27 protein-coding genes and 1 riboswitch are annotated in these 24,481 nt (G+C 44.9%); of the genes, 11 read left to right on the top strand and 16 right to left on the bottom strand.

The features are described from left to right. Positions 1 to 44 precede the first annotated feature (44 nt). The 4 genes from rplY (at position 45) to ACINWC323_RS17255 (ending at position 3,448) form a co-directional block, all read left to right on the top strand. On the top strand, positions 45 to 341 hold the full coding sequence (rplY, locus tag ACINWC323_RS17240; protein ID WP_005229026.1) for a 50S ribosomal protein L25: 297 nt from the start codon (positions 45 to 47) through the stop codon (positions 339 to 341). 19 nt (positions 342 to 360) lie between these two features. Continuing rightward, complete coding sequence (gene pth, locus ACINWC323_RS17245) at positions 361 to 942, top strand: aminoacyl-tRNA hydrolase (RefSeq protein ID WP_005229025.1); 582 nt, start codon at positions 361 to 363, stop codon at positions 940 to 942. Positions 943 to 1,081: 139 nt separating this feature from the next. After that, a complete protein-coding gene (gene panD, locus ACINWC323_RS17250) occupies positions 1,082 to 1,462 on the top strand; it encodes an aspartate 1-decarboxylase (protein WP_004655255.1) in 381 nt (126 codons plus the stop codon). Positions 1,463 to 1,657: 195 nt separating this feature from the next. Further along, positions 1,658 to 3,448, top strand: a complete 1,791-nt coding sequence (locus tag ACINWC323_RS17255; protein ID WP_009507092.1) for a patatin-like phospholipase family protein — start codon at positions 1,658 to 1,660, stop codon at positions 3,446 to 3,448. A 2-nt stretch (positions 3,449 to 3,450) separates the two neighbouring features. Here ACINWC323_RS17255 and ACINWC323_RS17260 read toward each other — a convergent pair whose 3' ends face one another. Together ACINWC323_RS17260 and ACINWC323_RS17265 are read right to left on the bottom strand one after the other, a co-directional pair. Then, entirely contained in the window at positions 3,451 to 4,641 is a 1,191-nt protein-coding gene (locus tag ACINWC323_RS17260) for a hypothetical protein (protein WP_009507087.1), read from the bottom strand. A gap of 11 nt (positions 4,642 to 4,652) precedes the next feature. Continuing rightward, positions 4,653 to 4,868, bottom strand: coding sequence for a hypothetical protein (locus tag ACINWC323_RS17265; RefSeq protein ID WP_009507053.1), 216 nt, complete (start codon positions 4,866 to 4,868; stop codon positions 4,653 to 4,655). 188 nt (positions 4,869 to 5,056) lie between these two features. Beyond that, positions 5,057 to 5,214, top strand: a riboswitch (FMN riboswitch). A 97-nt stretch (positions 5,215 to 5,311) separates the two neighbouring features. Between ACINWC323_RS17265 and ribB the strand changes: the two genes are divergently transcribed. Beyond that, positions 5,312 to 5,971 carry a 3,4-dihydroxy-2-butanone-4-phosphate synthase gene (gene ribB, locus ACINWC323_RS17270; RefSeq protein ID WP_005229021.1) on the top strand — a complete coding sequence of 220 codons (660 nt, stop codon included), beginning with the start codon at positions 5,312 to 5,314 and terminating at the stop codon, positions 5,969 to 5,971. Between the two features lie 65 nt (positions 5,972 to 6,036). Here the strand turns inward: ribB and ACINWC323_RS17275 are convergent, their stop codons facing one another. Beyond that, on the bottom strand, positions 6,037 to 6,711 hold the full coding sequence (locus ACINWC323_RS17275; RefSeq protein ID WP_009507145.1) for an HAD family hydrolase: 675 nt from the start codon (positions 6,709 to 6,711) through the stop codon (positions 6,037 to 6,039). 93 nt (positions 6,712 to 6,804) lie between these two features. On the opposite strand from ACINWC323_RS17275, the gene ACINWC323_RS17280 reads away from it, so the two are divergent. Then, the gene (locus ACINWC323_RS17280; RefSeq protein WP_009507133.1) at positions 6,805 to 7,572 is read left to right on the top strand and encodes a hydroxymethylpyrimidine/phosphomethylpyrimidine kinase; all 768 of its coding nucleotides are present in this window, start codon (positions 6,805 to 6,807) and stop codon (positions 7,570 to 7,572) included. A gap of 79 nt (positions 7,573 to 7,651) precedes the next feature. Here ACINWC323_RS17280 and lysM read toward each other — a convergent pair whose 3' ends face one another. The 6 genes from lysM to ACINWC323_RS17310 form a co-directional block, all read right to left on the bottom strand. Further along, positions 7,652 to 8,125 carry a peptidoglycan-binding protein LysM gene (gene lysM / locus ACINWC323_RS17285; protein ID WP_005229019.1) on the bottom strand — a complete coding sequence of 158 codons (474 nt, stop codon included), beginning with the start codon at positions 8,123 to 8,125 and terminating at the stop codon, positions 7,652 to 7,654. Positions 8,126 to 8,328: 203 nt separating this feature from the next. Beyond that, positions 8,329 to 8,565: an acyl carrier protein gene (gene acpP / locus ACINWC323_RS17290; protein WP_005229018.1), complete on the bottom strand. Its 237-nt coding sequence runs from the start codon at positions 8,563 to 8,565 to the stop codon at positions 8,329 to 8,331. Between the two features lie 86 nt (positions 8,566 to 8,651). After that, complete coding sequence (gene fabG / locus ACINWC323_RS17295; protein WP_005229017.1) at positions 8,652 to 9,386, bottom strand: 3-oxoacyl-ACP reductase FabG; 735 nt, start codon at positions 9,384 to 9,386, stop codon at positions 8,652 to 8,654. Next, the gene (fabD, locus tag ACINWC323_RS17300; protein WP_005229016.1) at positions 9,383 to 10,369 is read right to left on the bottom strand and encodes an ACP S-malonyltransferase; all 987 of its coding nucleotides are present in this window, start codon (positions 10,367 to 10,369) and stop codon (positions 9,383 to 9,385) included. The genes fabG and fabD overlap by 4 nt, the downstream gene beginning before the upstream one ends. Positions 10,370 to 10,566: 197 nt before the next feature. Continuing rightward, entirely contained in the window at positions 10,567 to 10,752 is a 186-nt protein-coding gene (gene rpmF, locus ACINWC323_RS17305; RefSeq protein ID WP_004638135.1) for a 50S ribosomal protein L32, read from the bottom strand. 75 nt (positions 10,753 to 10,827) lie between these two features. Further along, positions 10,828 to 11,388, bottom strand: a complete 561-nt coding sequence (locus ACINWC323_RS17310) for a YceD family protein (protein WP_005229015.1) — start codon at positions 11,386 to 11,388, stop codon at positions 10,828 to 10,830. Between the two features lie 96 nt (positions 11,389 to 11,484). Between ACINWC323_RS17310 and ACINWC323_RS17315 the strand changes: the two genes are divergently transcribed. Both ACINWC323_RS17315 and ACINWC323_RS17320 read left to right on the top strand, forming a co-directional pair. After that, complete coding sequence (locus tag ACINWC323_RS17315) at positions 11,485 to 12,147, top strand: elongation factor P hydroxylase (protein ID WP_009507150.1); 663 nt, start codon at positions 11,485 to 11,487, stop codon at positions 12,145 to 12,147. An 87-nt stretch (positions 12,148 to 12,234) separates the two neighbouring features. Then, positions 12,235 to 12,852 carry an L-threonylcarbamoyladenylate synthase gene (locus tag ACINWC323_RS17320; RefSeq protein ID WP_009507046.1) on the top strand — a complete coding sequence of 206 codons (618 nt, stop codon included), beginning with the start codon at positions 12,235 to 12,237 and terminating at the stop codon, positions 12,850 to 12,852. A gap of 26 nt (positions 12,853 to 12,878) precedes the next feature. On the opposite strand, the gene ACINWC323_RS20325 is transcribed toward ACINWC323_RS17320, so the two are convergent. Together ACINWC323_RS20325 and ACINWC323_RS17325 are read right to left on the bottom strand one after the other, a co-directional pair. Then, entirely contained in the window at positions 12,879 to 13,331 is a 453-nt protein-coding gene (locus tag ACINWC323_RS20325) for a hypothetical protein (protein WP_009507095.1), read from the bottom strand. Positions 13,332 to 13,378: 47 nt separating this feature from the next. Further along, on the bottom strand, positions 13,379 to 14,095 hold the full coding sequence (locus ACINWC323_RS17325) for a GNAT family N-acetyltransferase (protein WP_009507147.1): 717 nt from the start codon (positions 14,093 to 14,095) through the stop codon (positions 13,379 to 13,381). 247 nt (positions 14,096 to 14,342) lie between these two features. Between ACINWC323_RS17325 and ACINWC323_RS17330 the strand changes: the two genes are divergently transcribed. Genes ACINWC323_RS17330 through rluB form a run of 3 tightly spaced genes read left to right on the top strand, consistent with a single transcriptional unit; the run spans position 14,343 to position 16,719 of the window. Further along, positions 14,343 to 15,137, top strand: coding sequence for a segregation and condensation protein A (locus ACINWC323_RS17330; protein ID WP_005229011.1), 795 nt, complete (start codon positions 14,343 to 14,345; stop codon positions 15,135 to 15,137). Beyond that, positions 15,134 to 15,733 carry an SMC-Scp complex subunit ScpB gene (gene scpB / locus ACINWC323_RS17335; protein ID WP_009507121.1) on the top strand — a complete coding sequence of 200 codons (600 nt, stop codon included), beginning with the start codon at positions 15,134 to 15,136 and terminating at the stop codon, positions 15,731 to 15,733. Before ACINWC323_RS17330 ends, scpB begins: the two co-directional genes overlap by 4 nt. 41 nt (positions 15,734 to 15,774) lie before the next feature. Next, a complete protein-coding gene (gene rluB, locus ACINWC323_RS17340) occupies positions 15,775 to 16,719 on the top strand; it encodes a 23S rRNA pseudouridine(2605) synthase RluB (RefSeq protein WP_005229009.1) in 945 nt (314 codons plus the stop codon). 57 nt (positions 16,720 to 16,776) lie between these two features. Here rluB and ACINWC323_RS17345 read toward each other — a convergent pair whose 3' ends face one another. Genes ACINWC323_RS17345 through ACINWC323_RS17365 form a run of 5 tightly spaced genes read right to left on the bottom strand, consistent with a single transcriptional unit; the run spans position 16,777 to position 24,476 of the window. Then, positions 16,777 to 18,504, bottom strand: a complete 1,728-nt coding sequence (locus ACINWC323_RS17345) for an ABC transporter ATP-binding protein (RefSeq protein ID WP_009507075.1) — start codon at positions 18,502 to 18,504, stop codon at positions 16,777 to 16,779. 13 nt (positions 18,505 to 18,517) lie between these two features. Next, a complete protein-coding gene (locus ACINWC323_RS17350) occupies positions 18,518 to 19,657 on the bottom strand; it encodes an ABC transporter permease (RefSeq protein WP_009507127.1) in 1,140 nt (379 codons plus the stop codon). 11 nt (positions 19,658 to 19,668) lie between these two features. Then, on the bottom strand, positions 19,669 to 20,607 hold the full coding sequence (locus ACINWC323_RS17355; RefSeq protein WP_005229006.1) for an ABC transporter permease: 939 nt from the start codon (positions 20,605 to 20,607) through the stop codon (positions 19,669 to 19,671). 12 nt (positions 20,608 to 20,619) lie between these two features. Then, the gene (locus ACINWC323_RS17360; protein WP_009507060.1) at positions 20,620 to 22,632 is read right to left on the bottom strand and encodes a M3 family metallopeptidase; all 2,013 of its coding nucleotides are present in this window, start codon (positions 22,630 to 22,632) and stop codon (positions 20,620 to 20,622) included. 26 nt (positions 22,633 to 22,658) lie between these two features. Next, on the bottom strand, positions 22,659 to 24,476 hold the full coding sequence (locus tag ACINWC323_RS17365; RefSeq protein ID WP_009507079.1) for an ABC transporter substrate-binding protein: 1,818 nt from the start codon (positions 24,474 to 24,476) through the stop codon (positions 22,659 to 22,661). Positions 24,477 to 24,481: the final 5 nt, after the last annotated feature.

The raw sequence follows: 24,481 nt of genomic DNA, 5'->3' as shown, positions 1-24,481 counted from the left end.
CTGGTCGCAAGTTTAGTTCATTAAACTCCATTGAGGATATGCCCATGGCAAACTTCGTATTAAACGCTCAAGCACGTGAAGTCGCACAACAAGGGAAAGGTTCGAGCCGCCGCCTTCGTCACGCTTCACAAATTCCAGCAATCATCTACGGTGGTAGCGCTGAGCCTGTAGCAATCACTTTAGAGCTTCGCGAAATCGTTAAAGCTTTAGAAAACAACGCTTTCTTCGAAGAAGTGATCGAAATCAAAATCGGTGACAAAGTTGAAAACGTTAAAATCCAAGCGTTACAACGTCACCCAGCGAAAAACACACCTATGCACGCTGACTTCAAACGCGCATAAGTGTTAAAGGCGTAAATTAGTGTCAAATATTTCGCTAATTGTCGGTTTGGGCAACCCTGGAAAGGAATATGCCCAAACCCGCCATAATGCAGGCTTCTGGTTCGTGGAACAGCTTGCAGACCGTTATGGCATTTCCCTAAAAGCTGATCCTAAATTTCATGGATACAGCGGTCGTGGTCAAATTGAAGGTCGCGACGTACGTCTATTACTTCCCACCACTTTTATGAACCGTTCTGGTCAAAGTGTTGTCCCTTTTGCCAAATTTTATCAGGTTGCACCAGAAGCAATTTTAATTGCCCATGATGAACTGGATATGGACCCTGGCATCATCCGTTTAAAAACAGGTGGCGGACACGGCGGACATAATGGTCTGCGTGATATCGTCCCGCATATCGGTGCAAATTTCCATCGCTTACGTATTGGCATTGGACACCCGGGTTCCAAAGAACGTGTTTCTGGCCATGTGCTCGGCAAAGCGCCTAGTAGTGAACAAGCTCTAATGGATGCAGCAATTGATCATGCCTTATCGAAAGTGAAAATGCTTGTTGACGGACAAGTATCACAGGCAATGAATCAAATTAACGCTTACAAACCCGCTTAAACTGAATTGTTGATCAATCACGCTTGCCATATTGCATTTTTAGGCGCAAAATGCGCATCAAACCGCCCCTAGCCCGCGGAAAACGTGACAAGTCAACCATAAGATAATCATCTTAGGTCTTACTCAGGAGACGCTAGCCATGCTATCTCGTTTATTAAAATGTAAAATTCACCGTGCAGTTGTGACGCATGCAGAGCTTCATTATGAAGGTTCTTGTGCAATTGATGGCGTATTAATGGACTTGGCAGGAATTCGTGAATACGAAGAAATCCACGTATGGAACGTTACGAATGGCAAACGTTTCACCACTTATGCAATCCGTGGTGAAGACGACTCAGGCATTATCTCGGTCAATGGTGGCGCAGCCCATCAAGCTGATGTGGGTGATCTAGTGATTATCGCAACTTTTGGTGATTTTACTGAAGTTGAAGCCAATCTTCACAAACCACGTCTGGTATATGCAAACCCGGACAATACCGTGAATCACACCGCAAACTGTATTCCGGTACAAATTGCATAAAGTATAAAAGATTCCTAAAAAGCCATGAGCCGCGAATGAAGCTGCTTATGGCTTTTTTATTGGCATCCAGAACTACTTTCCTTACCCACATAAAAGCTGCCCTGCTTCAGCTCAAGCCTGGTTTTACGCAAACAGACTTGAAAAGTATCGCCAGGCTTTGTTTAATAAACAGACAATAATGATAATTTGATCAATATGGATATGCTTAATATTCTCAGCAAAGTCAGCCTCTTTGCTGAATTGGATGATTCAACACTTAAGAGCTTGATTCCCGCTTGCCATATTCGTCATCTACAAACCGGACAAACTCTGTACTGTGCCCATGATATTGCCGATCATGTTTATATTGTGATTTATGGGCGGGTCAAGCTCACCACCACAACGGGAGTATTGACCTACTATGGCCGTCATGAACTGGTTGGCGAAACCGGTGTGATTTCCAATCAGCCACATCATTGCACAGTCAATGCAGTACGGGACACTGCTCTCATTGGCATTCCACAACAACAATTTCTGGATTTCATCCATCAGCATCCCAAAGTCCTGTTCGCTTTATCCCGGCTGATCATTCATCGCTCGCAATCCGAACAGCAGCATAGTCATGCTATGGGCAGTAGCCGAACGCTTTCCGTGATTCCTGTCTCAGCCCATATCCCTGCCACCCATTTGGCAGAAAAACTAACCGAACATTTACAGCGCTGGCCGCATGTTCGCTTGGTGTCTGCAGCACATGTCGATGCCCTGTTTGGCTCTGGTTTTAGTCAAACCCCATTGGATTATAGCCCTGCAGATTTACAGCTCAGACAGTGGCTTGCCAGCCTGGAAGAAAAACATTGCTATGTCCTGTATGCTGCCGATAATAGTGAAGATGAATGGTCAAAACGCTGTTTACATCAGGCGGACCGGATTCTGATTCTGGCAGAAGCCAATCAGACCCCGACACGAACCCCACTCTCGCATGTGCTCAGTCAACATGACTGGCAAAGTCCGATTGAACTGGTTTTGCTACGTTCTGAAGGTGATCCTTCTCCCCATACCCTATTATGGAAGCAGCTTTATCATGCCCGCGCCCACTATTTTGTCCATCCTTGGGCACAAAATGACATCTGTGCGGTAGCACGCCAGATTTCCAGTCAGGGGGTCGGGTTGGTGCTGGGTGGTGGCGGTGCACGCGGATTCGCCCATATCGGTTTGATTCGCGCCCTGGAACAGCTACATATCCCGATTGATATTGTCGGTGGAACCAGTATGGGCGCATTTGTTGCGGCGCTGGTGGCGTGTGGTTTTGACAGTGTCGAGATGACGCATATCGCCTATGAGACTTTTGTGGCACGTAACTATCTGAATGATTACACCATGCCGCGGGTTTCCCTGATTCGGGGACAGCGTTTCCATAGTCGCCTGCATGCCATCTTTGGGCAACGGCGGATTGAAGAACTCAGACAGACCTATTACTGCATCTCCACCAATCTGACCACCGGACAGGCAGTCATTCATGATCAGGGTGAACTTGCCACTTGGGTCGGCACCAGTATGAGTGTGCCAGGCGTTGCACCCCCTGTGGCCTGGCATGAAAACCTGCTCTGCGATGGTGGTGTAATCAACAACCTGCCCACCGATGTCATGCAAAATCTGGAAAGAGGCACCATTATTGCCAGCAATGTCAGCTTGCATGATGATATTCGCGTTCCCGGTATCGGACTGGAAGAACCCGATCAGAGTGCCCTGCTCAACTGGAATAAAATTATTAAAGATAAGCTGTTACACGCACCACGACTGGCTGAGATCCTGATGCGTACTGCGACCCTTGCCAGCGATACCATGATTCAAAGTGCAGCGATTGAACGGGCGAATTTACACATTCGTATGCCGATTGAAGGGATTGGTATGTTTGACTGGCATAAACTGGATGAACTGGTCGAACGCGGATATGAACATGCGCTCGAAATGCTATTGCCTATTCGGGATACACTTCCCTCATCTTGAATTTAGTTTCCCGATCCTGCCATAGCGGACTGAATCTGGTAACGCTCCAGCAATGTATCTAAATATTGATAGGTTTCAGGATCTAACTGCTGCATATAGCCATCAAGGATACGATGGCACTCCTGCTGCTTTGCGACAGGCATGCGTCGCATGATGTCAAATGTCACTTCCCACTGGGAACGCAACAACGAAGCATAGGCAATATGGTGCAGGACCTGCTCATCAATTTGTGCAATTGCACGCGCGACCACGTCTCTGGCCTCATCTTGCATATAATTGACAATGACCAGCATATCTGTCCATAAGTCACAACGGTCAGCCGCCTCAACAATACTCTGGATAATCTCGACCCGTCTTAAGGCCGGCAAATTAGCAACAAAATGCTGGGCTTGTGCTGACAGGCAAGCCACCACCGGTAGCATATCTTCCCACAACTGATCTTCTTGCGCAGCCTGAATAATCGCATTGATCACAGGCTCGCCTTGCAGAACCGCCAGATCACCCAGCTCCTGCTTCAACCCATAACTGATGTAACTCATCAAGGCCAAAACTTTTGGCCAGATGAGGCGCTGTGCCGGATCGCCAATAATCAATAACGCTTTCTCGATCCGCTGTTTCGGTAAGACATGCACCAGATGGTCAATTTGCTCGCGTGACTCAATAAAAAATGCAATTTCCAGCAGGTCACTTTCACTCTCGACCACTTGCGCCACATCTTGTAATACCGCATCGGACAGCATACTGACGAAACGCCCCATGGTAACAAAATCACGTTGTTCCAGTAGAACTCGGGTAATCTCCGTAATCTGATGCGTGGTGAGATAGCCCAACAATTCTCTTGCCAAGCGTGGGTCGAGATACACCGAGATAGCGGCTACAGTTTCGGCTGGCAGATGCTTCACGATACGATAAGAACTTTCTGTCGATAAATACACGGCGATTTGTGCCACGATAAACGGCTCTAAACAGTGTTTGACCATAAAAACACTGATCCAGCGCGGCAACCAGCTTACCCAGGCAGCCAAATAACGGAAGCGTTTTTTCTGCTGATTTTGTAATCGTTCTAGTATGGCAAAACGGAATTGTCTTAAATTTTCTGGTGCCAAAGGCTGCAAAAAGGCTAATTCAGCTTCGCTGACCTTCAAGATACGCGCCAATTTGATTATCTCTGCCTGTACCGCGAGTCGAGTCATAAGCTTGCCCCCTAGGCTTTATCTCGGAACAGCCAACGTAGAAAAAAAGGAGTTTGATACAAACTCTGATTCATTTTCTGATCTTCATGTTCTAGGGTATGTTGTAATTGTTGGTTGAGCCAGGCCAGCTCCTGCGGGTTTAATTGAGAAAATGCCTTCAGGCTCATGACAGGCCGATGTAATTGTTGTGCTAGCTGTTCCAGCTCGATTTTATCTGTCTTTTCCATGATAGAGCCTACTCCAGATTATTGTTGTTTTATCTTTTCAGTCTATGCTCAATTGAAATGGATTACCAGTTGCACTGATCATGATAGAAAAGTAGCGTCAAGTCTCAGCAGTTTTCTTCATTTTTATAGAACGATACATTCTATAAAAAGTTGCCTTTTCACTTAAAAATCTGGCTATAATCGACGTACATCGCTTCAGGGCGGGGTGAAACTCCCCACCGGTGGTAAGTTAGGCAACACAATCAAATGACCTAACCAGCCCACGAGCCTGTATATATTTTTATATACTCGCAGATTTGGTGAGATGCCAAAGCCGACGGTATAGTCCGGATGAAAGAAGACGAAACCACTGAAACACGCTTTTGCGTTGTTTTGGTGTACGCTTATTTTTTACATCAGTCCTGAAATGTTCAACCGTATCCTATTTACGAGAGCGTTTCATTATGTCTAGTTTAATTCAACCCGAACTTTTCTTCTCAGCCCTTTCCCCTGCTGAACAACGTATTCAACAAGCTTTAGAAGATATCCGCCAAGGCAAACCTGTGTTGGTGATGGATGACTTCGACCGTGAAAACGAAGCTGACCTGATTATTGCAGCCGAAACACTGACTGTTGAAACCATGGCGCAAATGATCCGGGATGGTTCAGGTATTGTATGCCTATGTTTGACTGAAGCGCTGGCAGATCATTTAGAACTTCCCCCGATGGTCGTGGATAACTCAAGCCAGTTTAAAACTGCGTTTACTGTGACCATTGAAGCAGCTCAAGGCGTAACCACAGGTGTATCGGCCAAAGACCGCGTCACCACTGTTTTGGCAGCCACCAAAGATGGGGCTGTGGCGAGTGATCTAAGCCGTCCAGGTCATGTGTTCCCTTTACGTGCACGCGAAGGCGGTGTTCTGACCCGTCGTGGTCACACCGAAGGTACGATTGATCTGGCGCGTTTGGCAGGTTTAAAACCATCTGGCGTATTATGTGAACTGACCAACCCGGATGGTTCTATGGCGTCTGGTATTCAAGTATTAGCTTATGCACAGACCCATGGCTTGACCGTGATTAGCATTGAAGAACTGGTGCAATACCGTCTCAAACACAATATTTAATTAAAATAAAAAAAGCCTCGATCTTTCGAGGCTTTTTTTTATTACCTGGTTTTATTATCTGGATTTTAAGAAACCTTACGTTCTGCATTCAGTTCAGCCACCGTTTCAATGAGCTGGCTAAATTGAGAAATTTGCGTTACCGGCTGTGCCTGAGCCAGTTCCTCTGCCCGACCATAACCATAATTAACCGCAATGGTTTCAATTCCATTAGCACGCGCACCAATAATATCATATTGGCGATCCCCCACCATGATACATTGCTGGGCATCGAGATGTTCTTGCTCAAGAATATAGGCGATTAAGTCCGCTTTATTGGTCCGCTCACCGGTTAGCTCACTGCCATAGATAGCGGTAAAATATTGATCCAGCTTGAAATGAGCCAAAATTTGTTTGGCAAAGACTACAGGCTTGGCGGTGGCAAGAAATAATCGATAGCCTTCTGCCTGTAATTGCTGCAAGGTTTCTGCGACTGACGGATAAACTTCATTTTCAAATAAGCCTGTGACTGAGAACCGCTCACGGTAAGCCAGTAATGCCTGCTCAGCCAATTCATCATCCCGGGTATTGAGTAATTTTGCCAAAGATGCTTTTAAGGGTGGGCCAATGGTCCAGTCCAGATCCACGTCATCAGTCAAAGGTTGACCTAACTTTTGCAAAGCAAAACGAATTGAACCATGAATTCCTGTTTTAGGGTCAGTCAGCGTCCCGTCTAAATCGATGAGAATATTTTTGATCGTCATTCGTTCAATCTCTTGCAGCCTTACACAACAGAGTCGAGAGTTTCTCGAAACTTCCCTATACTACCGTATATTGAAGACTAAAAGGAAATTGCAGTGCGTCCGACCGTGCTTTGTTTTTCAGGTTTAGATCCATCTGGCGGTGCTGGCTTACAGGCAGATATTGAAGCAATTGGACAAAGTGGTGCGCATGCTGCCATTGCCTGTACCGCATTAACCATCCAAAACTCGCAGCAAGTATTTGGCTTTGAAGCAACCTCAAAAGAATTGCTCCTTGCACAGGCCAATGCCGTGGTCGGTGACTTGCCGATTAAATGTGTAAAATCAGGCATGCTGGGCACAACCGATAATATTGCTGCACTGGCTGAATTCTTGCGCGCCCATCCAGACTATCTGTATGTCCTAGACCCCGTTTTAGTCGCAAATAGCGGCGGTTCATTGGGTGACCAAGCCACATTAGTCAAAGCCTTTGTTGAATTGATTCCTTTAGCGACGCTAATCACGCCCAACACGGTTGAATTAAGAGCTTTAACGGGTCTGGAAGATATTGAACAAGCCACGCAAAAACTGTTTGAAATGGGTGCAAAAGCAGTATTGGTCAAAGGCGGCCATGAAGATACGCCTGATCATATCCGTAATGTGCTTTATGCAGATGGAAAAATGCTTGCAGAAAGCCGCTGTCCACGCTTAGAAGGTCAATATCACGGTTCAGGTTGCTCTCTGGCAAGCTTCATTGCAGGACGTCTGGCACTGGGTGATTCTTTAAAAATTGCCGTTCAACATGCCGAAACCTGGTTGTTTGGCGTACTGAAACAGGCAGAAACCCCTGTACCTAATGGGCAAAAGATTCCAAAACGCTTTTAAGCGCTGCAGAAACCGGTGGTTTTTTTAAAAAATTTTCATTAAAAAAGGCGCATCAAGCGCCTTTTTTAGTTCCATCAGATTACTGTGGAATACGTAAAACCTGACCCGGGAAAATATCATCTGCATTTTTAAGTAACGGACGGTTCGCTTCAAAAATCTTGTTGTACTGGTTCGGATCGCCATAATATTCTTTTGAAATCTTCGACAGGTTATCGCCTGATTTCACGGTATAGAATTTACTTTCTGGTTCCGGTGTTTCCACGGTCATCTGATCATCCACTTTCGCAACATGATCTGTGTTTCCGACCGCCAATACGATCTTTTCTTTATCCGCCTGGCTTTTTACCTGCCCTTTAATTGTTGCGGTATCTGTGCTGCCATTATAGGTCACAGACAAACCTTCAACCCCTAGACCCAAACTCTTAATCAAACCTAATAACTTATTTGCAATCTCTTGAGCTGATGGTTCAGCTGGTGTTGCTGGCGCAGCTTGTGGCTCTGCTGGTGCTGTATTTTTCTTACCGATACCTTTAACAAAATCAAAAAGACCCATTGTTATTACCTCTGTAATTATTAATCTCAAATCGTCAAAATAGACTTACTTTAGTTATACCGAAAAAAATAATCACTCGAGTTTCAATTTAAAGCGGTCTTGTAAATATATGTATATCCACTAAAACTCAGGATATTTTCTGCTCTTGTTCAATAGCCCATAAAAAAGCCACCTGACGGTGGCTTTTTTATCATGCAAGCTGATTAAGCAAGTTTCTTAGTTACGTAATCGATTGCAGATTGAACAGTTGTGATTTCATTTGAATCTTCATCTGGAATCGTGATGTCAAAATCGTTTTCGAAAGACATTACAAGTTCAACCAAATCTAAAGAGTCAGCACCTAAGTCATCCATGAAAGATGCTTCGTTTTTAATCTCTTCAGCACGCATACCTAATTGTTCAGCTACAGCTTGTTTGATGCGTTGTTCGATATCGCTCACAGGAATTCTCCTCATTGCTTGTGGCGTTTTAATTTGCCACTAGTTTAATTGAATATAAAAATTTTTAAAAGTTTATACATCGCCAGTTAGGCCATGTATAGACCACCATTTACGTGTAAAACTGTACCAGTAATGTAACTCGCCTTATCGCTGGCAAGGAAACTCACTGCATCAGCAATATCTTGAGGTTCGCCTAGACGATTTAAAGCTACTTGATCAGTCATTTTTTTACGAATCTCTTCGCTTAACTGATCAGTCATTTCAGTGGCAATGAAACCAGGTGCAACACTGTTCACTGTAATCTGACGGCTCCCCATCTCTTTTGCCAAGCTACGACTGAATGCTTCAATCCCTGCTTTCGCTGCCGAGTAGTTCGCTTGTCCAGGGTTAGCAAAATGAGCAACCACTGAACTAATATTAATAATGCGGCCGAAACGTGCTTTGGTCATGCCTTTCAATACACGCTTAGATAAGCGGTATACCGCTTTCAGATGAATATTGAGAATGTCATCCCAGTCATCTTCCGACATACGCAGCAACAAATTATCTTTGGTAATGCCTGCATTGTTGACCAACACCAGCACCGAACCGTATTTTTGCTCGATGTCTGAAACCAGTGCATCAATCGCAGCACCATCACGCACATCGAGTACAGCACCTGCACCATGTTCAGCAAAGCTTTCTGTCAGCTTTTGCGCGCCTGCTTCAGAAGTTGCGGTGCCAACCACAAAAAAACCGTCTTGAATGAGTTGCTGTGCAATTGCAGCGCCAATACCGCGGCTTGCTCCTGTCACTAACGCAACTTTTCGTTGTTGTGTCATGCAATTTTTCCTTCTGCCACTAACACTGCGTTTAGGGCATCTTCCATACGTGCTTTGCTATCAATGGCAAATGCTTTTTCTATGTTCGGTAATCGCTTGGCAAGATTGCTGAGCACAGTCCCTGGTCCACATTCAACCATGTACTGGATTCCCTGATCTTGCAGATATTGCATGGTCCGTGTCCATTGAACCGACTGGTACAATTGGGCTGTTAAGGCCTGACGTAACTGCGCAACATCTGTCGCGATTTCCGCGTTGACATTTTGTATTACAGGAAGGCATGGTAGCTCAATGGCAGTTTGTTCCAAAGCTTCAGCAAACTTTTCTGCTGCCGGCTTCATCAAGGTACAATGTGAAGGCACTGAAACTGGCAATGCAATCGCCTTACCAGACTGCTCTTTTGCTTCAGCCATCACTTGCTGAACCAATGCAGCGCTACCCGCAATCACAACTTGACCCTGTGCATTGTAATTTGCAGCTTCAACAGAACCTTGACCCGCAGCAGAAACCTTTTCACAAAGTTCAACCACTTTGTCATCTGCCAGGCCCAAAATTGCCGCCATTGCGCCTTCGCCTTGAGGAACAGCGCTCTGCATTAATTGACCGCGTAAATGAACCAGTTTAACCGCATCAGCTAAAGTCATCGCTTCTGCTGCAACAAGCGCACTGTATTCCCCTAAAGAGTGCCCAGCAAGGTACTTTGGCACAATTCCACCCAGTTCTAACCACACACGCCATAAGGCAATGCTTGCAGTTAATAACACCGGCTGGGTGTTTTCAGTCTGGTCTAAACCTTCACCGCTCTGGGCAATATGCCAAAGATCAAAACCAAGTGCTGCCGATGCTTCTGCGAATGTGTCTTGAACGACACTAAATTGCTCTGCAAGTTCAGCCAACATACCTGCTTTTTGTGAACCCTGACCAGGAAAAACAAATGCTGTTTTTGTTGCTTGAGCAGCCTGCTCAAGTCGCTTAGTCGACATATAAAAATCCTTAAAATGGTCTATCGCCAATTTCATCAACATGCATGATTCTACATGAGAATGACAACAGACTCTTTTCCGATGCGGCAATTTACCATTGATTAAATCGTTTTTTAATTGCGAAAAACAACAAAAAAGGGAGCTTTCGCTCCCATTTTTTCTATACTTTAAGCTAACGCTTAATGCATATGGTTCAATTATTCAGCATCAGCTGCTTTAGCGAATAATTGACGACCACGGTAGATACCATCTTTAGTCACGTGGTGACGACGATGAGTTTCACCCGTAGTTTGGTCTACAGATAATGCATTCTCGGTTAAAGCGTCATGTGAACGGCGCATGTCACGGCGAGAGCGACTTTTACGGTTTTGCTGAACGGCCATGATGGCTCCTTACAAAGATCGAAAAAATGGATCAGAAACAAATTCAGTTGTCTTAACTCAACATTATATCACAAATTATGAGTTAAGTTTACCCTTCAAACTTGCCAAAACATCAAACGGGTTATCCCGTTTCTCTTCGACAACGTCCTGAATGGCAGGTCGATGCTTATGCTCACAAACATCATGCTTGGGAGATAAAGGCATCAACAATAACAGTTCATCTTCTAGTAGTGCGAGCAAATCAATCGAAGCAGGTGTATCAAAATCACCTTTTTTCGAAGACTCGCTTTCACCTAAAACGATGAAATCAGCATCCTCATCCAAGCGCTCTATCAGTGACTCATCATCGATCAAGGCCAAATGAAAATCTGAAACAAGTTCAGTTTCAACAGTATCCAGACAACGCTGGCATTCCATTGGAACTTTCGTTTCAATACGTCCATCCAGCCATACAATGCGATGATATGCATCCATTGATAGCTTACAGTCTACGTTGATCAATCGATCATTAATTGATCCAACAGCTTCACGAGCGATACGAGCAAAGCGAGACAATGGCAGTGTGCCTGACCATGTAAAGCCCTGTTCAGCCCATTTAAACGGCTCAATCTGTGCCGGAAAGGTATTTGCTGACATAATTAAGGCGGCAATTCTACAAATTCATCGGTACTCTGTCAAAGATTAAGATACAATTTTGCACTTCTTTAGACAGAACTCGGGGTAAATTAAGCAATGCACCTGTTGCAGCCGCAACTTGAAGTAACAACTTCATTACTTGTAAGCACCCATTCAACCTCTGCTCCTGCATTAACGCCAGATCAAGTGCAACGCTCATCTTGGCAAAAGTTAACATCAGAACCAGAACAGGTCGATTGGCTTATTTTACACTTTAATCACTGGTTTTCCCACCATAATGTCACACTAGTTAAAGGTGATTTTGAACCAGAATATTTCCCGGCGGAAAATGGTCAGCCTGCAAGAATCCAGTTTGCCCATGGTTTCTTTAATAGTGCACTGCATGAAATTAGTCACTGGAGCATCTCGGGTGCACAGCGTCGCCTACTCCCGGATCTGGGATACTGGTATGCGCCAGATGGTCGGACAGCTGAACAGCAGGCACTGTTTGAACAGGTTGAAATCAAGCCACAAGCCATTGAATGGTTGTTTGCAAAGGCTTTTGGCCGAAAGTTCCGTGTCTCTTTAGATAACTTGACCGGCGATGGCGGTAATGGTCAGCAATTTAAAGATCATGTTTTTGCTCAGCTACAAGATTATTTTTCAGGTGAAGCCAAGTTACCACGCGATGCTACGCATTTTATTCATTACATCTGTCTATGTACCCGTCATGGCCGACCGTTACAACTCGATGAATTTAAACGTGAAGACCTTGATTAAAGGACAAAATTGTCACATCTAGTGCTTGCAACTTGACCTCAACACGTTTCATACTGAATTTAGCCATATAGATCAGGGAGTTCAACGATGTTGCATTTACATATTCATCCTGAGAATCCACAGGCTCGCTTAATCACACAAGCCGTTGAGCGTATTCGTGCGGGTGATGTTGTGGTTTATCCAACAGATGCAGCCTATGCGATTGGTTGCCAAATCGGGAATAAAAGTGCAATGGAACGGATTGCACAAATTCGTGGCTTAGGCCCTAAGCATCAATATGCCATTATGTGTTGTGACTTATCTGATATTGCAACCTATGCCAAAGTCGATAACGCCATGTATCGTTTATTGAAAAACAATACGCCAGCGGTTACGACTTTTATTTTGCCTGCGACCAGCGAAGTACCAAAGCGTTTAATGCATCCGAAGAAAAAAACCATTGGCCTGCGTATTCCTAGTAATCCTGTTGCACAGGCTTTATTAAAAGAACTCGGTGAACCGTTACTGACCAGTACTTTAATTTTGCCAGAACAGAAAGATCCATTGGATGATCCATACGATATTGAAAACCAGTTGGGTAAACGTATTGATGTGTTTATTGACAGTGGTTTCGGAACCTTATCGACCACCAGTATTGTCGACCTGTCAGGAGAAAATCCTGAAATCGTACGTCGTGGTGTCGGTGATGTTAGTGCTTTTGAATAAGGACTGACACCCGCTCTCTCTAAATCTTAGGCATAAGGAAAGTTTGGACATTGCGCCAGAACTTGCTGGGTACTTTGTATTTTCTGGCCAGACATATTAAAAATTTCGATTTCAAATGAAAGCCGATCTTCAATTAAAAGCCCGTACACCTTGGTTCTTGTGCTTTGTTTAAGCGTCTGAAAGTTTTTTAGAAAGATACAGCTTTGCTGCTGAAGCTGCGCAGCGCTGACCGGGTTATGACCTTCACTCCGTAATTTCATCTTCACCCTAATTTTCGGGTAGGAATTAACGGCGTGAATATCCATGTTCCACTTCGAAGCCGTCGGGTTGGCGCGATGATTAATCTTGCTGACGATCAATCTGCCTAAATACTGCCTTAATAGTTCTTTTTGAACAGAAGGATTGTTCCAGACAAAAAAACTTCCGATCAGAACAATCGGTAAGGTCAGCATCAGGCCGACAATTATTTTTCTTTTCATTGAAGTGATATACCGCAATATTTCTCATTAAAACGACGAACAACAACTCAGATTTCAAAAAAGTCTGATAATCGTTGTTTCTGGAATCCCTGGGCATCAAAATTTGATGGATTTAACCACTGTAAGTAGCATTGTTGCAGTACCGGCCACTCCTCATCAATGATTGAGAACCATGCAGTATTACGATTACGGCCTTTAGTGATGCGGTCTTGGCGGAATAGCCCCTCATATTGAAAACCAAAGCGTAACGCCGCTGCTTTAGAGGGGGCATTGCAGTCATCACATTTCCACTCTACCCGCCTAAAGCCCTGTTTGAAGCATTGTTGTAACAATAAAAATATGGTTTCGGTCGAGGCTTTGGATTTTTTCATCTGATGTGAGTAGTACACATTACCGATTTCAATCGCCCCATAGTTTAGTCGTGGGTTCAACAGCGCAATCCAGCCCTGAACTTTGCCATCCACTTCAATCAGAAAATGGGTGGAGCCCTGAAAGCCAAATAAATCGTCTAAGCTTTGTTTTAGTTGTGCTTTGCTCTCTGGCGCAGAATAAGGTAAATAGGTCCAGCATGCCGCATCAGGCTCAGTTTCTACAGCCTGCCAGATTTCACTGGCAGCATGATCGGAAATTTCACCGTCAATACGACGTAGTTGAACGTATTTCCCCGTCAGATTTTGCTCAATGGGTAGACAGGCCTGATGATCAATGGCAAAGCCAACACTTTGTCCAAATGGATTTTGTTGCGTTTTTAAATATTTTTTCATGGCAATTTATAATTAAGAAGCAAACATGATTTTCGCTGCTCATTTAAGCATAAGTTTTTTAGCTGACCTAGCTGATCATACATAAATAGGAAAAATACCCTGAGAAGTTTAAGGTTTTTTGTAAGTCAGCAATTTATTAAATTTGGGTTTTCGAGTAGAATGAGCGTGCTCTTGGTAGCGTGTGCCTTTCCTGCACAAAAATTATATCTTTTCATGCTTTTGAAAATTCGCGTGGCTTATAACGGTAATGAACCAAATCCTCCCCCAAACTTTGGAGTCCACTCCTTCCATTCGCGTGCTTGACGAGTGGCAAGAAGTCATACCTGAAGATTTGTATATTCCACCTGCCGCGTTTGAAATTCTACTGGAACAGTTTGAAGGGCCACTGGACTTCCTGATTTACCTGATCCAAAAAAATGGCTTTGATTTATTACAAGTGGATATTTCACCGATTGCCACCCAGTATCTGTCTTATATGGACAGTATGAAATCGTTGAATATCGAACTGACAGCGGATTATATGGTGATGGCCGCGCTTCTGGCGGATCTAAAATCACGTCTGTTATTGCCCAAACCTGCGGTTGTCGATCAATTTGAAAAAGATCCAAAACAGGAATTGATTGACCGTCTGGAAACCTATTTACGCATTAAACAGGCTGCCGAACGATTGGGACAAATGCCGATCTTCGAGCGCGATACCTTTAGTGCCAATGTCAGTCTGGGGCATATTGCACCGATTTATGAAGGCTATGATGTCGCCGCCTTACATGATGCATTATTTTGTGTATTTAACCGCCCTGAACCGATCACGCATGTGGTGGCACAAGAACCCGTCTTGCTAGAAGAACGGATTGCCTTTATTGAGCGTCAGCTTGCCCTAGGTGAAGCATTGAGTTTTATTGAATTATTAAATCCCCAGCAAGGTCGTATGGGGATGGTGGTGACCTTTATGGCCGTACTTGAACTCACACGTCAGCAAAAAATCCAGATTATTCATACCGGTATTGAAGCTCCGTTGACCATTCAGGGAGTTGCCGCATGAGTCTAGATCAGTTAGAACAAAATGAAAGCCTGTCACTTGAAGACATTCACCACGATGTTTTATTACAAATCGAAGCGATCCTGTTCGCCAGTGACTCACCAGTTTCGATTGCCCGTCTAAAAGAAGCCTTTCAAAACCAATATAATAAGCAACAATTGCGGACCTTTGTGCAGCAACTGGCGATGTTGCAGCATGGCCGTTCGATTGAATTGATTGAAACGGTGCAAGGCTTTCGTTTTCAGGTGCGCGCCAAATATCGCAATATCATTGCACAAGTCTGGCCGGAACGTCCGACCAAGTTATCACCCTCATTACTCGAAACTGTCGCAGTGATTGCTTATCATCAACCTGTAACCCGTGCCGATATTGAGCAGATTCGTGGTGTCTCTAATAACAGCCAGATTTTAAGAACACTTTTTGACTGGAACTGGATTAAAGAAGCCGGTTTCAGAGATTTACCCGGAAGACCTGCGTTGTTGATTACAACGCCCCAGTTTTTAAATGCTTTTGGTTTAGCTTCGCTAGGTCAATTGCCTCCCCTGCAGAACGCCAAGGAAGCATTCATGGCTCTCGATGCACATGCGCCGAAGTCTTGAGAAGGTGAACTGTTGATCATTATGTCTAAGGTTGTGCTGTCATGAGTGAAAAATTACAAAAGGTTTTAGCGAGAGTCGGGCTCGGCTCGCGTCGCTATATGGAGGAAGTCATTGCTGCTGGTCGTGTCAGCATCAATGGTCGTATTGCCCAGGTCGGTGAACGTATCGAACCAGGTGATGAACTCCGTATCGATGGTCGTAAAGTACAGTTCCAGATTGAAGACGAAATCCGTCGTCGTGTGTTGATTTACTATAAGCCAGAAGGTGAAATTTGCTCACGCAATGACCCTGAAAAACGCCCAACCGTATTTGATCATTTACCTCAAATTGCCAATGACCGCTGGGTCATGGTGGGTCGTCTGGATATCAACAGTACAGGTCTGTTGCTATTCACCAATGATGGTGAACTTGCCAATCGTTTAATGCACCCTTCAAACGAAGTTGAGCGTGAATACGCGGTTCGTGTCATGGGTGAAGTGACGCCGCAAATTCGCAACAACATGCTCAAAGGTGTTGAGCTTGAAGATGGCCCTGCGAAATTTGAATCTTTCTCTGAAATTGGTGGTGACGGCATCAACCGCTGGTATCAAGTGGTGGTAAAAGAAGGTCGTAACCGCGAAGTACGTCGTATCTTTGAATCACAAAGCCTGAAAGTCAGCCGCTTGTTACGTACCCGTTACGGCACGGTGATTTTACCGCGTGAATTACGTACCGGTCGCTGGATGGAACTGGATAAAACCGATATCGACAATTTAGCCAAATCAGTCGAGTTAAAACCACGTCAAGGGACTGGTCTATTCGGCATGGCAAAACGTCGTACCGAACGTATGGCAGACAAGCCGATGGCTGCACGTCGTGGTGGATATTTACGTCAACAGCGCCGTGATGATGAACAAGATCAATCACAGCAACGTTCAGGCGGCAATAGCAACAATAACAATGGTCGTAAAACCATTGGTTTCAACAAAGGCTTTAAAAAGTTTTAAGCCTGAGGTCTGAAATAAAAAAACGCTCTGATTAGAGCGTTTTTTTATGACTTGATTTTAATGATGGGCAATCCCTTGCGGAATTGCATTCAATAGTTTCTTGGTATATTCATGTTGTGGATGCAAATACAGTTCATCCGAATTGGCGATTTCAACCAGTTCACCATGATTCATCACCATCACCTGATCTGAAATATATTTCACCACCGATAAATCATGTGAAATAAAGATATAGCTCAATCCAAACTCATCCTGTAGATCCTGCAATAAATTCAATACTTGTGCCTGCACCGATACATCCAGTGCAGAAACTGATTCGTCACAGATCAGGATTTCAGGTTTTAAGGTTAAGCAACGTGCAATCGCAATCCGTTGCCGTTGCCCGCCAGAAAACTCATGTGGATAACGGTCATAAGCCTGCACAGGCAAGCTGACACGCTCTAATAATTCCAAGGCAATTTTCTTACGCTCGGCGTCATTTTGACCAATACCATGAATCCGCATCGGTTCCAATAAAATCTGTCCGATGGTAAAGCGTGGATTGAGTGAGGCATAAGGATTCTGGAAAATGATCTGGATCTTGCGTTGGTACTGACAAAACTCTTTCTCGCTCATGGCCAGAATGTCTTTGCCGCCAATCAATGCCTGTCCACCGGTTGCTTGGTGTAAGCGCATCAATAATAAACCGATGGTGGTTTTTCCCGAACCCGACTCCCCCACCAAACCCAAAGTTTTACCTTTGGCCAGTTGAAAGGACACCCCTTTCACGGCCTGAAACTCCTCTCGTCCCCATAAGCCTTTACGGCTATAAAACGATTTTTTCAGGTCTTTGACCTCTAAAATAATCTGTTCATCTCCCTTCAGACCACGAGTACGTTGTTTGAGATTCAGGTCAGATAACTGGCTCACTTCAACCCATTGTCCATGTTCCTGTTTCATAAAGTCACTGGTCACAGGCAAGCGGTAAGGTCGTGAAGCCAACTGCGGACGACAATGCAGCAAAGCTTTGGTATAGACATCCTGTGGCCGTTCCAGCACCTGCTCAACAGGACCACATTCCCGAATTTCCCCATGCCGCATGACAATCACCTCATCGGCAATTTCCCCAACCAGCGCCAGATCATGGGTAATAAATAACATCGACATCTGGTGACGTTGTCGTAATGACTCTAGCAAATCAATGATCTGTTTCTGAATAGTCACATCCAAAGCCGTGGTCGGCTCATCCGCAATCAAAAGCTTCGGTTCACAGGCAATAGCCATCGCAATCATGACCCGTTGCTGCTGCCCCCCCGAAAGCTGGCTGGGATAGGCATCAATCTTGGTTTCAGGTGCAGGAATACCAACCTCCCGGAGCAATTCCAATACCCGGGCTCTAGCCTCCTTGCGCCGCATACCCAGATGAATACGTAGGACTTCGGCAATCTGATCACCAACCGTAAATACCGGATTTAATGAGGACATGGGTTCCTGAAAAATCATGGCAATGTCTTTACCACAAATTTTCCGGATTTCACCTGCTGACAGGTGCAGTAAATCCTTGCCTTCAAACTTGATCTGGCTGCGTTCTGCAATCTGGCTCTGACCTTTTGGCAATAGCCCCATCACCGCCAGTGAGGTCACTGATTTACCGCTGCCGGATTCACCCACCAAAGCCACGGTTTTATTTTTAGGGATCGAAAATGAAATTCCTTTCACGGTTTCAATCCACTGTTTATTTTCGCCTTTAAAGCTGACCCGAAGATCTTCTACTTGTAATAGCGGTATTTCATTCTGATGTTGCATATTGTTCTCTCCGCTATTTCAACTTAGGATCTAGTGCATCACGTAAAGCATCGGTAAACATCGAGAATGCCGTGACCAGTATCGCCATTGCCATTGATGCTGCTGCCAGCTGCCACCATTTCCCCAGAATCAGTTCACTTTGCGCTTCATTCAGCATACTGCCCCACGACACCACACCGACAGGCACACCAAAACCGAGGAAGCTCAGAATCACTTCCGATTTGATAAAAGACACCACCAGAATCGAAATCTGTACCAGTGCAATATGGCTCACATTGGGAAAGATATGCACAAACATACGGCGTAAATGACTGACACCAATCGCCTTGGCAGCAAGCACATATTCACGCGACTTGTGTTTCATATATTCGGCACGAATCAGACGAAACACTCCAGTCCAGCCCGTCAAACCGAGAATAAGTACAATCGACAGAATCCCTTTTTGCTGGAGTACTGCGGCAATCGCCAGGACCAGCAACAAATAAGGAATCGAGGTAAAAATGTTATAAAACCAGTTCAGAATATCATCGACCCAACCGCCAAAATAACCTGCAATCGCCCCCAAAAAAGTCCCGATCACCACGGCCAGCAGCGCCGACAATAAACCGACCAGAATCGACGTTTCCGCCCCTTTAATGGTTTTCAATAGGATATCCTGCCCCCATTTATCGGCCCCAAATGGCAAGGTGGCTTTTAACTCCTGCTTTTGTTCAAGCAAATGCCCACCCAGTTGCTGATCAATTTGCTGCATATCTTCCGCCAAAGGATCAATCACACCATAATGATCCACATAACCGCCTTGCTGTTCATTCTGTATCTCGTTGTTGAGCTGGCGGATGACATCTTTTAATGGGTCTACCGGATTTTCTGGCAGCGCTTCGTTAAGCTTCGCCGCTTCCCCAGTTGACGAGGCATCGGCATCTGCACCTAAAAACGTTGGTGGTGCATAACTGACCGCCACTTCCTTATTCCAGTCCGATGCAATCACACCAGTCATGGATAAGGCCAGCAGAATGAAATAGAACAGCACCACAATAAAGGAAACTACCGCAATACGATCCGACTTCAATCGCTTTAATGCCAGTTGCCATAATCCTGTTGCAGCCGTTGCTTCGCCAGAAGATGCTTTGCTTTTAAAAATTGTACTTAGCATTGTGCTCTCCTCTACTTCAACTGAACACGAGGATCGAGGAGCTTATAAATCAGATCGGCGATCAGGTTAAAAATCATGGTCATTGCAGCGATATAGACCGTAATCGCCTTGATCACTGGAAAATCGCTACGCTCTACCGCAATAATGATTTCCCGTCCAATTCCCGGGATGCCAAAAAAACGCTCAATCAGGAAGGCACCAATTAACAAAGCCGGTAAACTTGCCATGACTTCAGTGACAATCGGGATGGACGCGTTACGCAGCACATGCACACCCAGTACACGCGATTCGCCCACACCTTTGGCACGAGCAGTACGCACATAATCCTGATGAATCTCATCCAGCACAAAACTGCGATACAGTCGCAAGGTCGGTGCAATACTTACCACCAGCATAATCAGGATTGGTAATAAGGCGTATTGAAACAGGTTTTCACTGAAATGATCACTCCAGCCCTGCACCGGAAACCAGCTGAGCTGATAGGCCAAAACGTACTGGAAGACAATGATATACACCAGAATACTGATCGACATACCAATGGTGCACAGCATCATCACCATACGGTCTGTCAGCGAGCCACGCACGGAAGCAACAGCCAGTGCCAAGATAATTGAAATTACGGTTTGTAAAATCGTCAGTGGAATCAATAACGTCAGTGATGGCCCTAAACGGGTCAGAATAATCTGTGAGACCGATTCACCGGTACTCCAGCTGACACCATAATCAAAGCTCAGAATCTGCTTGATAAAAATCCATAGCTGTACGTAGTAAGGTTGATCTACGCCCAACTGTTTACGGATGTTTTCGATTTGCTCCGGGTTAGACATCTTTCCTGCCAGAATGTATGCAGGATCACCCCCCACCCAGTTAAATAGAAAGAAAATCAGCAAAATAACACCCAACATGGTCGGGATCATTTGCCATAGTCTACGCACGACATAAGCAAGCATAATGGCAAATCCTTATTTGACCCGTTGACCAGTAATTTCATTAAAAAATGCTTTGTTATCAGGCTCTCGACCTAAAAAGTCTTTCACCAGTTGGGCTGCATCCTTTTGGCTGCCTTGTGACAGAATGGTTTGACGATAGCGTTGGCCGACAACCGGATTGTTCAGGTTGTCCCCAAAAGCCGACAACATGTCCAACGCCAGTACTTCAGACCACATATAACCATAGTAGCCAGCCTGATAGCCCATCAAATGCCCAAACTGGCCTGGAAATTCGGTAGTGGGTACATAGCCTAATGCCGTGGCTGACTCCATTTTCTTCCAGACATCCATCGGCTGGACTTTCAAGGCATCGGCACCATGCAAAGCCATGTCGTATTGTGCATACAGGGTCTGACGTGCATAACGCATACCACGTCCATAATTATGGACCGATTTCAAACGGGCAATCAGGGCATCATCTACGCGTGGACAAGCTGGATCACAATAATCCGCCACTTTAGCTAAGGTCTCTTTGCGGCGAGCCCACTCTTCATACATTTGTGAAGGTGCTTCAACAAAATCACGCTCTACCGAGGTTCCTGACTGGCCCGAATAACGGGTTTTCGACAGGATGCCATGTAAGGCGTGACCAAACTCATGCACAAAGGTTTCAAGCTCATCACTATTTAAACCTTTGCGGTTAAAGTTGGTGACCAGTACAGAAATCGGTTTACGCTTGCTTAAAGTACTGCCGCCATAGACGCCCCACACCGCTGCATGACCATATTTGCCTTCACGCGGGAATTTATCCATATACAGGCCACCCAGCACTTCGCCGGTTTTCTTGTCTGTCACATCGTAATATTCAACTTCATCCTGCCATGTATCGACTTTGGCTGGTTTAAACTCAATGCCATACAGATCTGAAGAAATTGCAAATAGCCATTTTTGCGCGGCTAAAGTTGGAAAATAATCACGCAGTTTTTCCTGATCAATCTGGTATTTAGCTTTACGCAGCTTTTCACTCCAATAGCCCACATTCCAGCGATTGATGTCAGCCTTGTCCAAAGCGATGTTTAATGTTTTGGCTTTAAACGCCCGTAGTTCTTCTACTTCTTTTTGCTCGAGCGGTGCAACCACTTTATGTACATCCGTCAAGAAGCTATTCACGGTTTTTGGTGTTTTTGCCATACGTTTTTTTAAGGCCAGATCAGCATAACTAGCCTGACCAAACAGCTGCGCCAGTTCATAACGCAAGTCGATAATCTGTTTCAGTAAAACCAGATTCTTTTCCGTACCACGACGGGTAAAAGCTGTTTGATAACGCTTACGTGCAGCATCGCTGTCTGCCAGTTCCATGAAAGGCTGATATTCAGGATATTCAAAGCCTAATAAATAATTACCTTTGTTATTTTTCTTTAAACCAGCAATATAACTGTCAGGTAAACCCTTTAATTCCGCAGGGGTAAATTCCAGTTTTTCCGGATTATCACGGATATTGCGGGAGAACTCTTGCGAGAGTTTGGTCAATTCATCAAAAATCGTTTTCACCCGAGCTCGCTTCTCAGGGGCTAATTGCACCCCCGTATCTTCAAAGGCGTCGAGGATGTCCTGACGATATTTGCGATCAATGGCATCTGCTGCCGTGGTATTTTTAATGCGTTGATACAGTTTCGGATTCTGATAAATTTCAGTTTGCAGCTGGTTCAATTTGACTTCACAATCTTCAGCAGCTTTACGCAATTTCGCATCCGGATCAACATTGCTATATAAGCTGATCGGTCCGGCAAAATCTTCAAAGCTTGCCATCAGTTGATCCCACTCAGCCAAGACTGGTGCGGCATCAGACTGCTGTTTTACTGTTTGTTTTTCAAGTTGAGCAATACGCTGTTGTAATTTTTCTAAGTTGGCATCACACCATTGCGCACTAGCCGCGGTTTTTAAAATAGGTAAGGTGGTTCTTTCAGCCCAGATATTCTGGCTCATGCCGACGGCCGTCATGGATAACAAAGCCAGACTCGATAATTTCAATATTTTTTTCGCCATTCTTTCTCTCCAATTTAATGTGTTGGTTATTTCTTGTCTTGAATATCAATGTACATCCACTCGGCTGGCAAGATAGGATGCTTTTTATAGCCCAGCACACGAGGCTGTGCGACCACAGTCCGATAACGGGTCGAGACGAATTGTACGGGTGAGTAAAACTCTAAAAGACGTGACATTTTGCGATATAACATATCGCGCTCAGGACCATCTTCCAGTTTCAGGGATTGTTCATATAAACGGTCATATTCTGGTAATTTAAAGCAGGTATGGTTAGTGGCATGAATATTATTACCATAGAATAACTGCATAAAATTATCGGCATCGGGATAGTCGGCAATCCAGGCAGAGGCTTTAAACATGGTCTTACACTGTTTTTCCGCCTTTAAACCTTCCGCGAAAGGCACAGGCTTGGATACCATATTAATTTTGATATTGGTCAGGTCTTTCTTTAATAGCTCGGCCATTTGCATACTACGAGCACTGCTGGTGGATGGCATAAACTCAATCACCAGCGGCTTGCCATCAGGCAGTCTGCGCCAGCCATCAGCCCCGACCTTATAGTGATACCGATCCAGTAACAGATTGGCGGCCTTGACCGAATAAGGAATACTGCTTTTATACTCAGGATCATGCCCCGCGACCCCATAAGGAATCGGTGTTTCCAGTTTTTTGGCATTTCCCTTGGCCAGAATCGCAATCATTTTGTCTTTGGAAATGGCCATCGACATGGCACGACGTAATGCAATTTTATCTTTGCCAAAACCGCCGACCAACGGATTCTGGATATTCCAGTAAAGATAATCAATCGACGGATCGGGTATACGCGACAACTGGATTCCCTTCTTGGCCAGCTCGGGTTTTAAGCTACCATCTTGCTGTAAGGCTTGTGCAGGCAACTCACCGTCCAGTGTAAATAAATCCAGACCGTCTTTCTGGAAAGCAAGCCATCCTGATTGTGATTCTTCAATAACACGAATATCAATCACTCCGATCTGCGGCATTTTTTTACCTTGCATCTGCTGGACGATTTTCTGTTCGTCTGGTGTGTTTGCCTTAAAGTTCCAACTAAAACCACGATAATCAGGATTGGCCTTTAGAATAATCCGTGAACCTGGCGTCCAGTGTGCCAGCACATACGGGCCTGTTCCTACCGGATGCGCCATGGCATAGCCAGTTGTTTTATCCCGGTAGTGCTCAATCACTTCACGGGCGACTGCTCCCGTTGGTTGATGGGCCAGCAGCATCGGAAAATTATGATTCGGTTCTTTCAGGCGAATCACCAAGGTATAACGATCTGGTGTCTGTAATCCGCTGATCGGCTGATCGTAGTTAAATTTTCCGGTTTTACTGGCCTGTTGAATTAAAGGATCAATCCCGGCAATTTTATCTTCAAATAACCAACTATTCGGTGAGCGTAAATTCGGGTCCAGTAAGCGCTTATAGGAATAGGCATAATCAGCTGCCGTCAACTCTCTGGGCTTGCCTTTAAATACCGGATCAGCAGCAAAATAAATCCCTTTCTTCAGCCGTATGGTGTAGGTCAGGCCATCTGCACTGACCTCGGGCAAGGCAACCGCAGTATTCGGAACCAGTTTTGCTGGCGATGCCAGATAGTCATAGGTATAAAGCGTTTCAAAGACTGAATATAAAATATGAGCAGAATAAAGGTCTTGTACAGCTACAGGATCAAAACCTGTTTCCGCCACAGGGAAGGCATAACGTAATACTTTTTTAGGATCTGCAGGACTTTTCGCTACTGCCGTACTGACTGCGCTTGCACATGTTGCCCCCACTAACAGTGCCAACCCCATACATGATATAGAACGTTTAAAATTTTGCTTCATCGTAT

Source organism: Acinetobacter sp. WC-323 (assembly GCF_000314615.1).
GTDB lineage: Bacteria > Pseudomonadota > Gammaproteobacteria > Pseudomonadales > Moraxellaceae > Acinetobacter > Acinetobacter courvalinii.
Note: the sequence above shows the minus strand (reverse complement) of the source record. Positions and strands in the feature narration are given on the sequence as shown.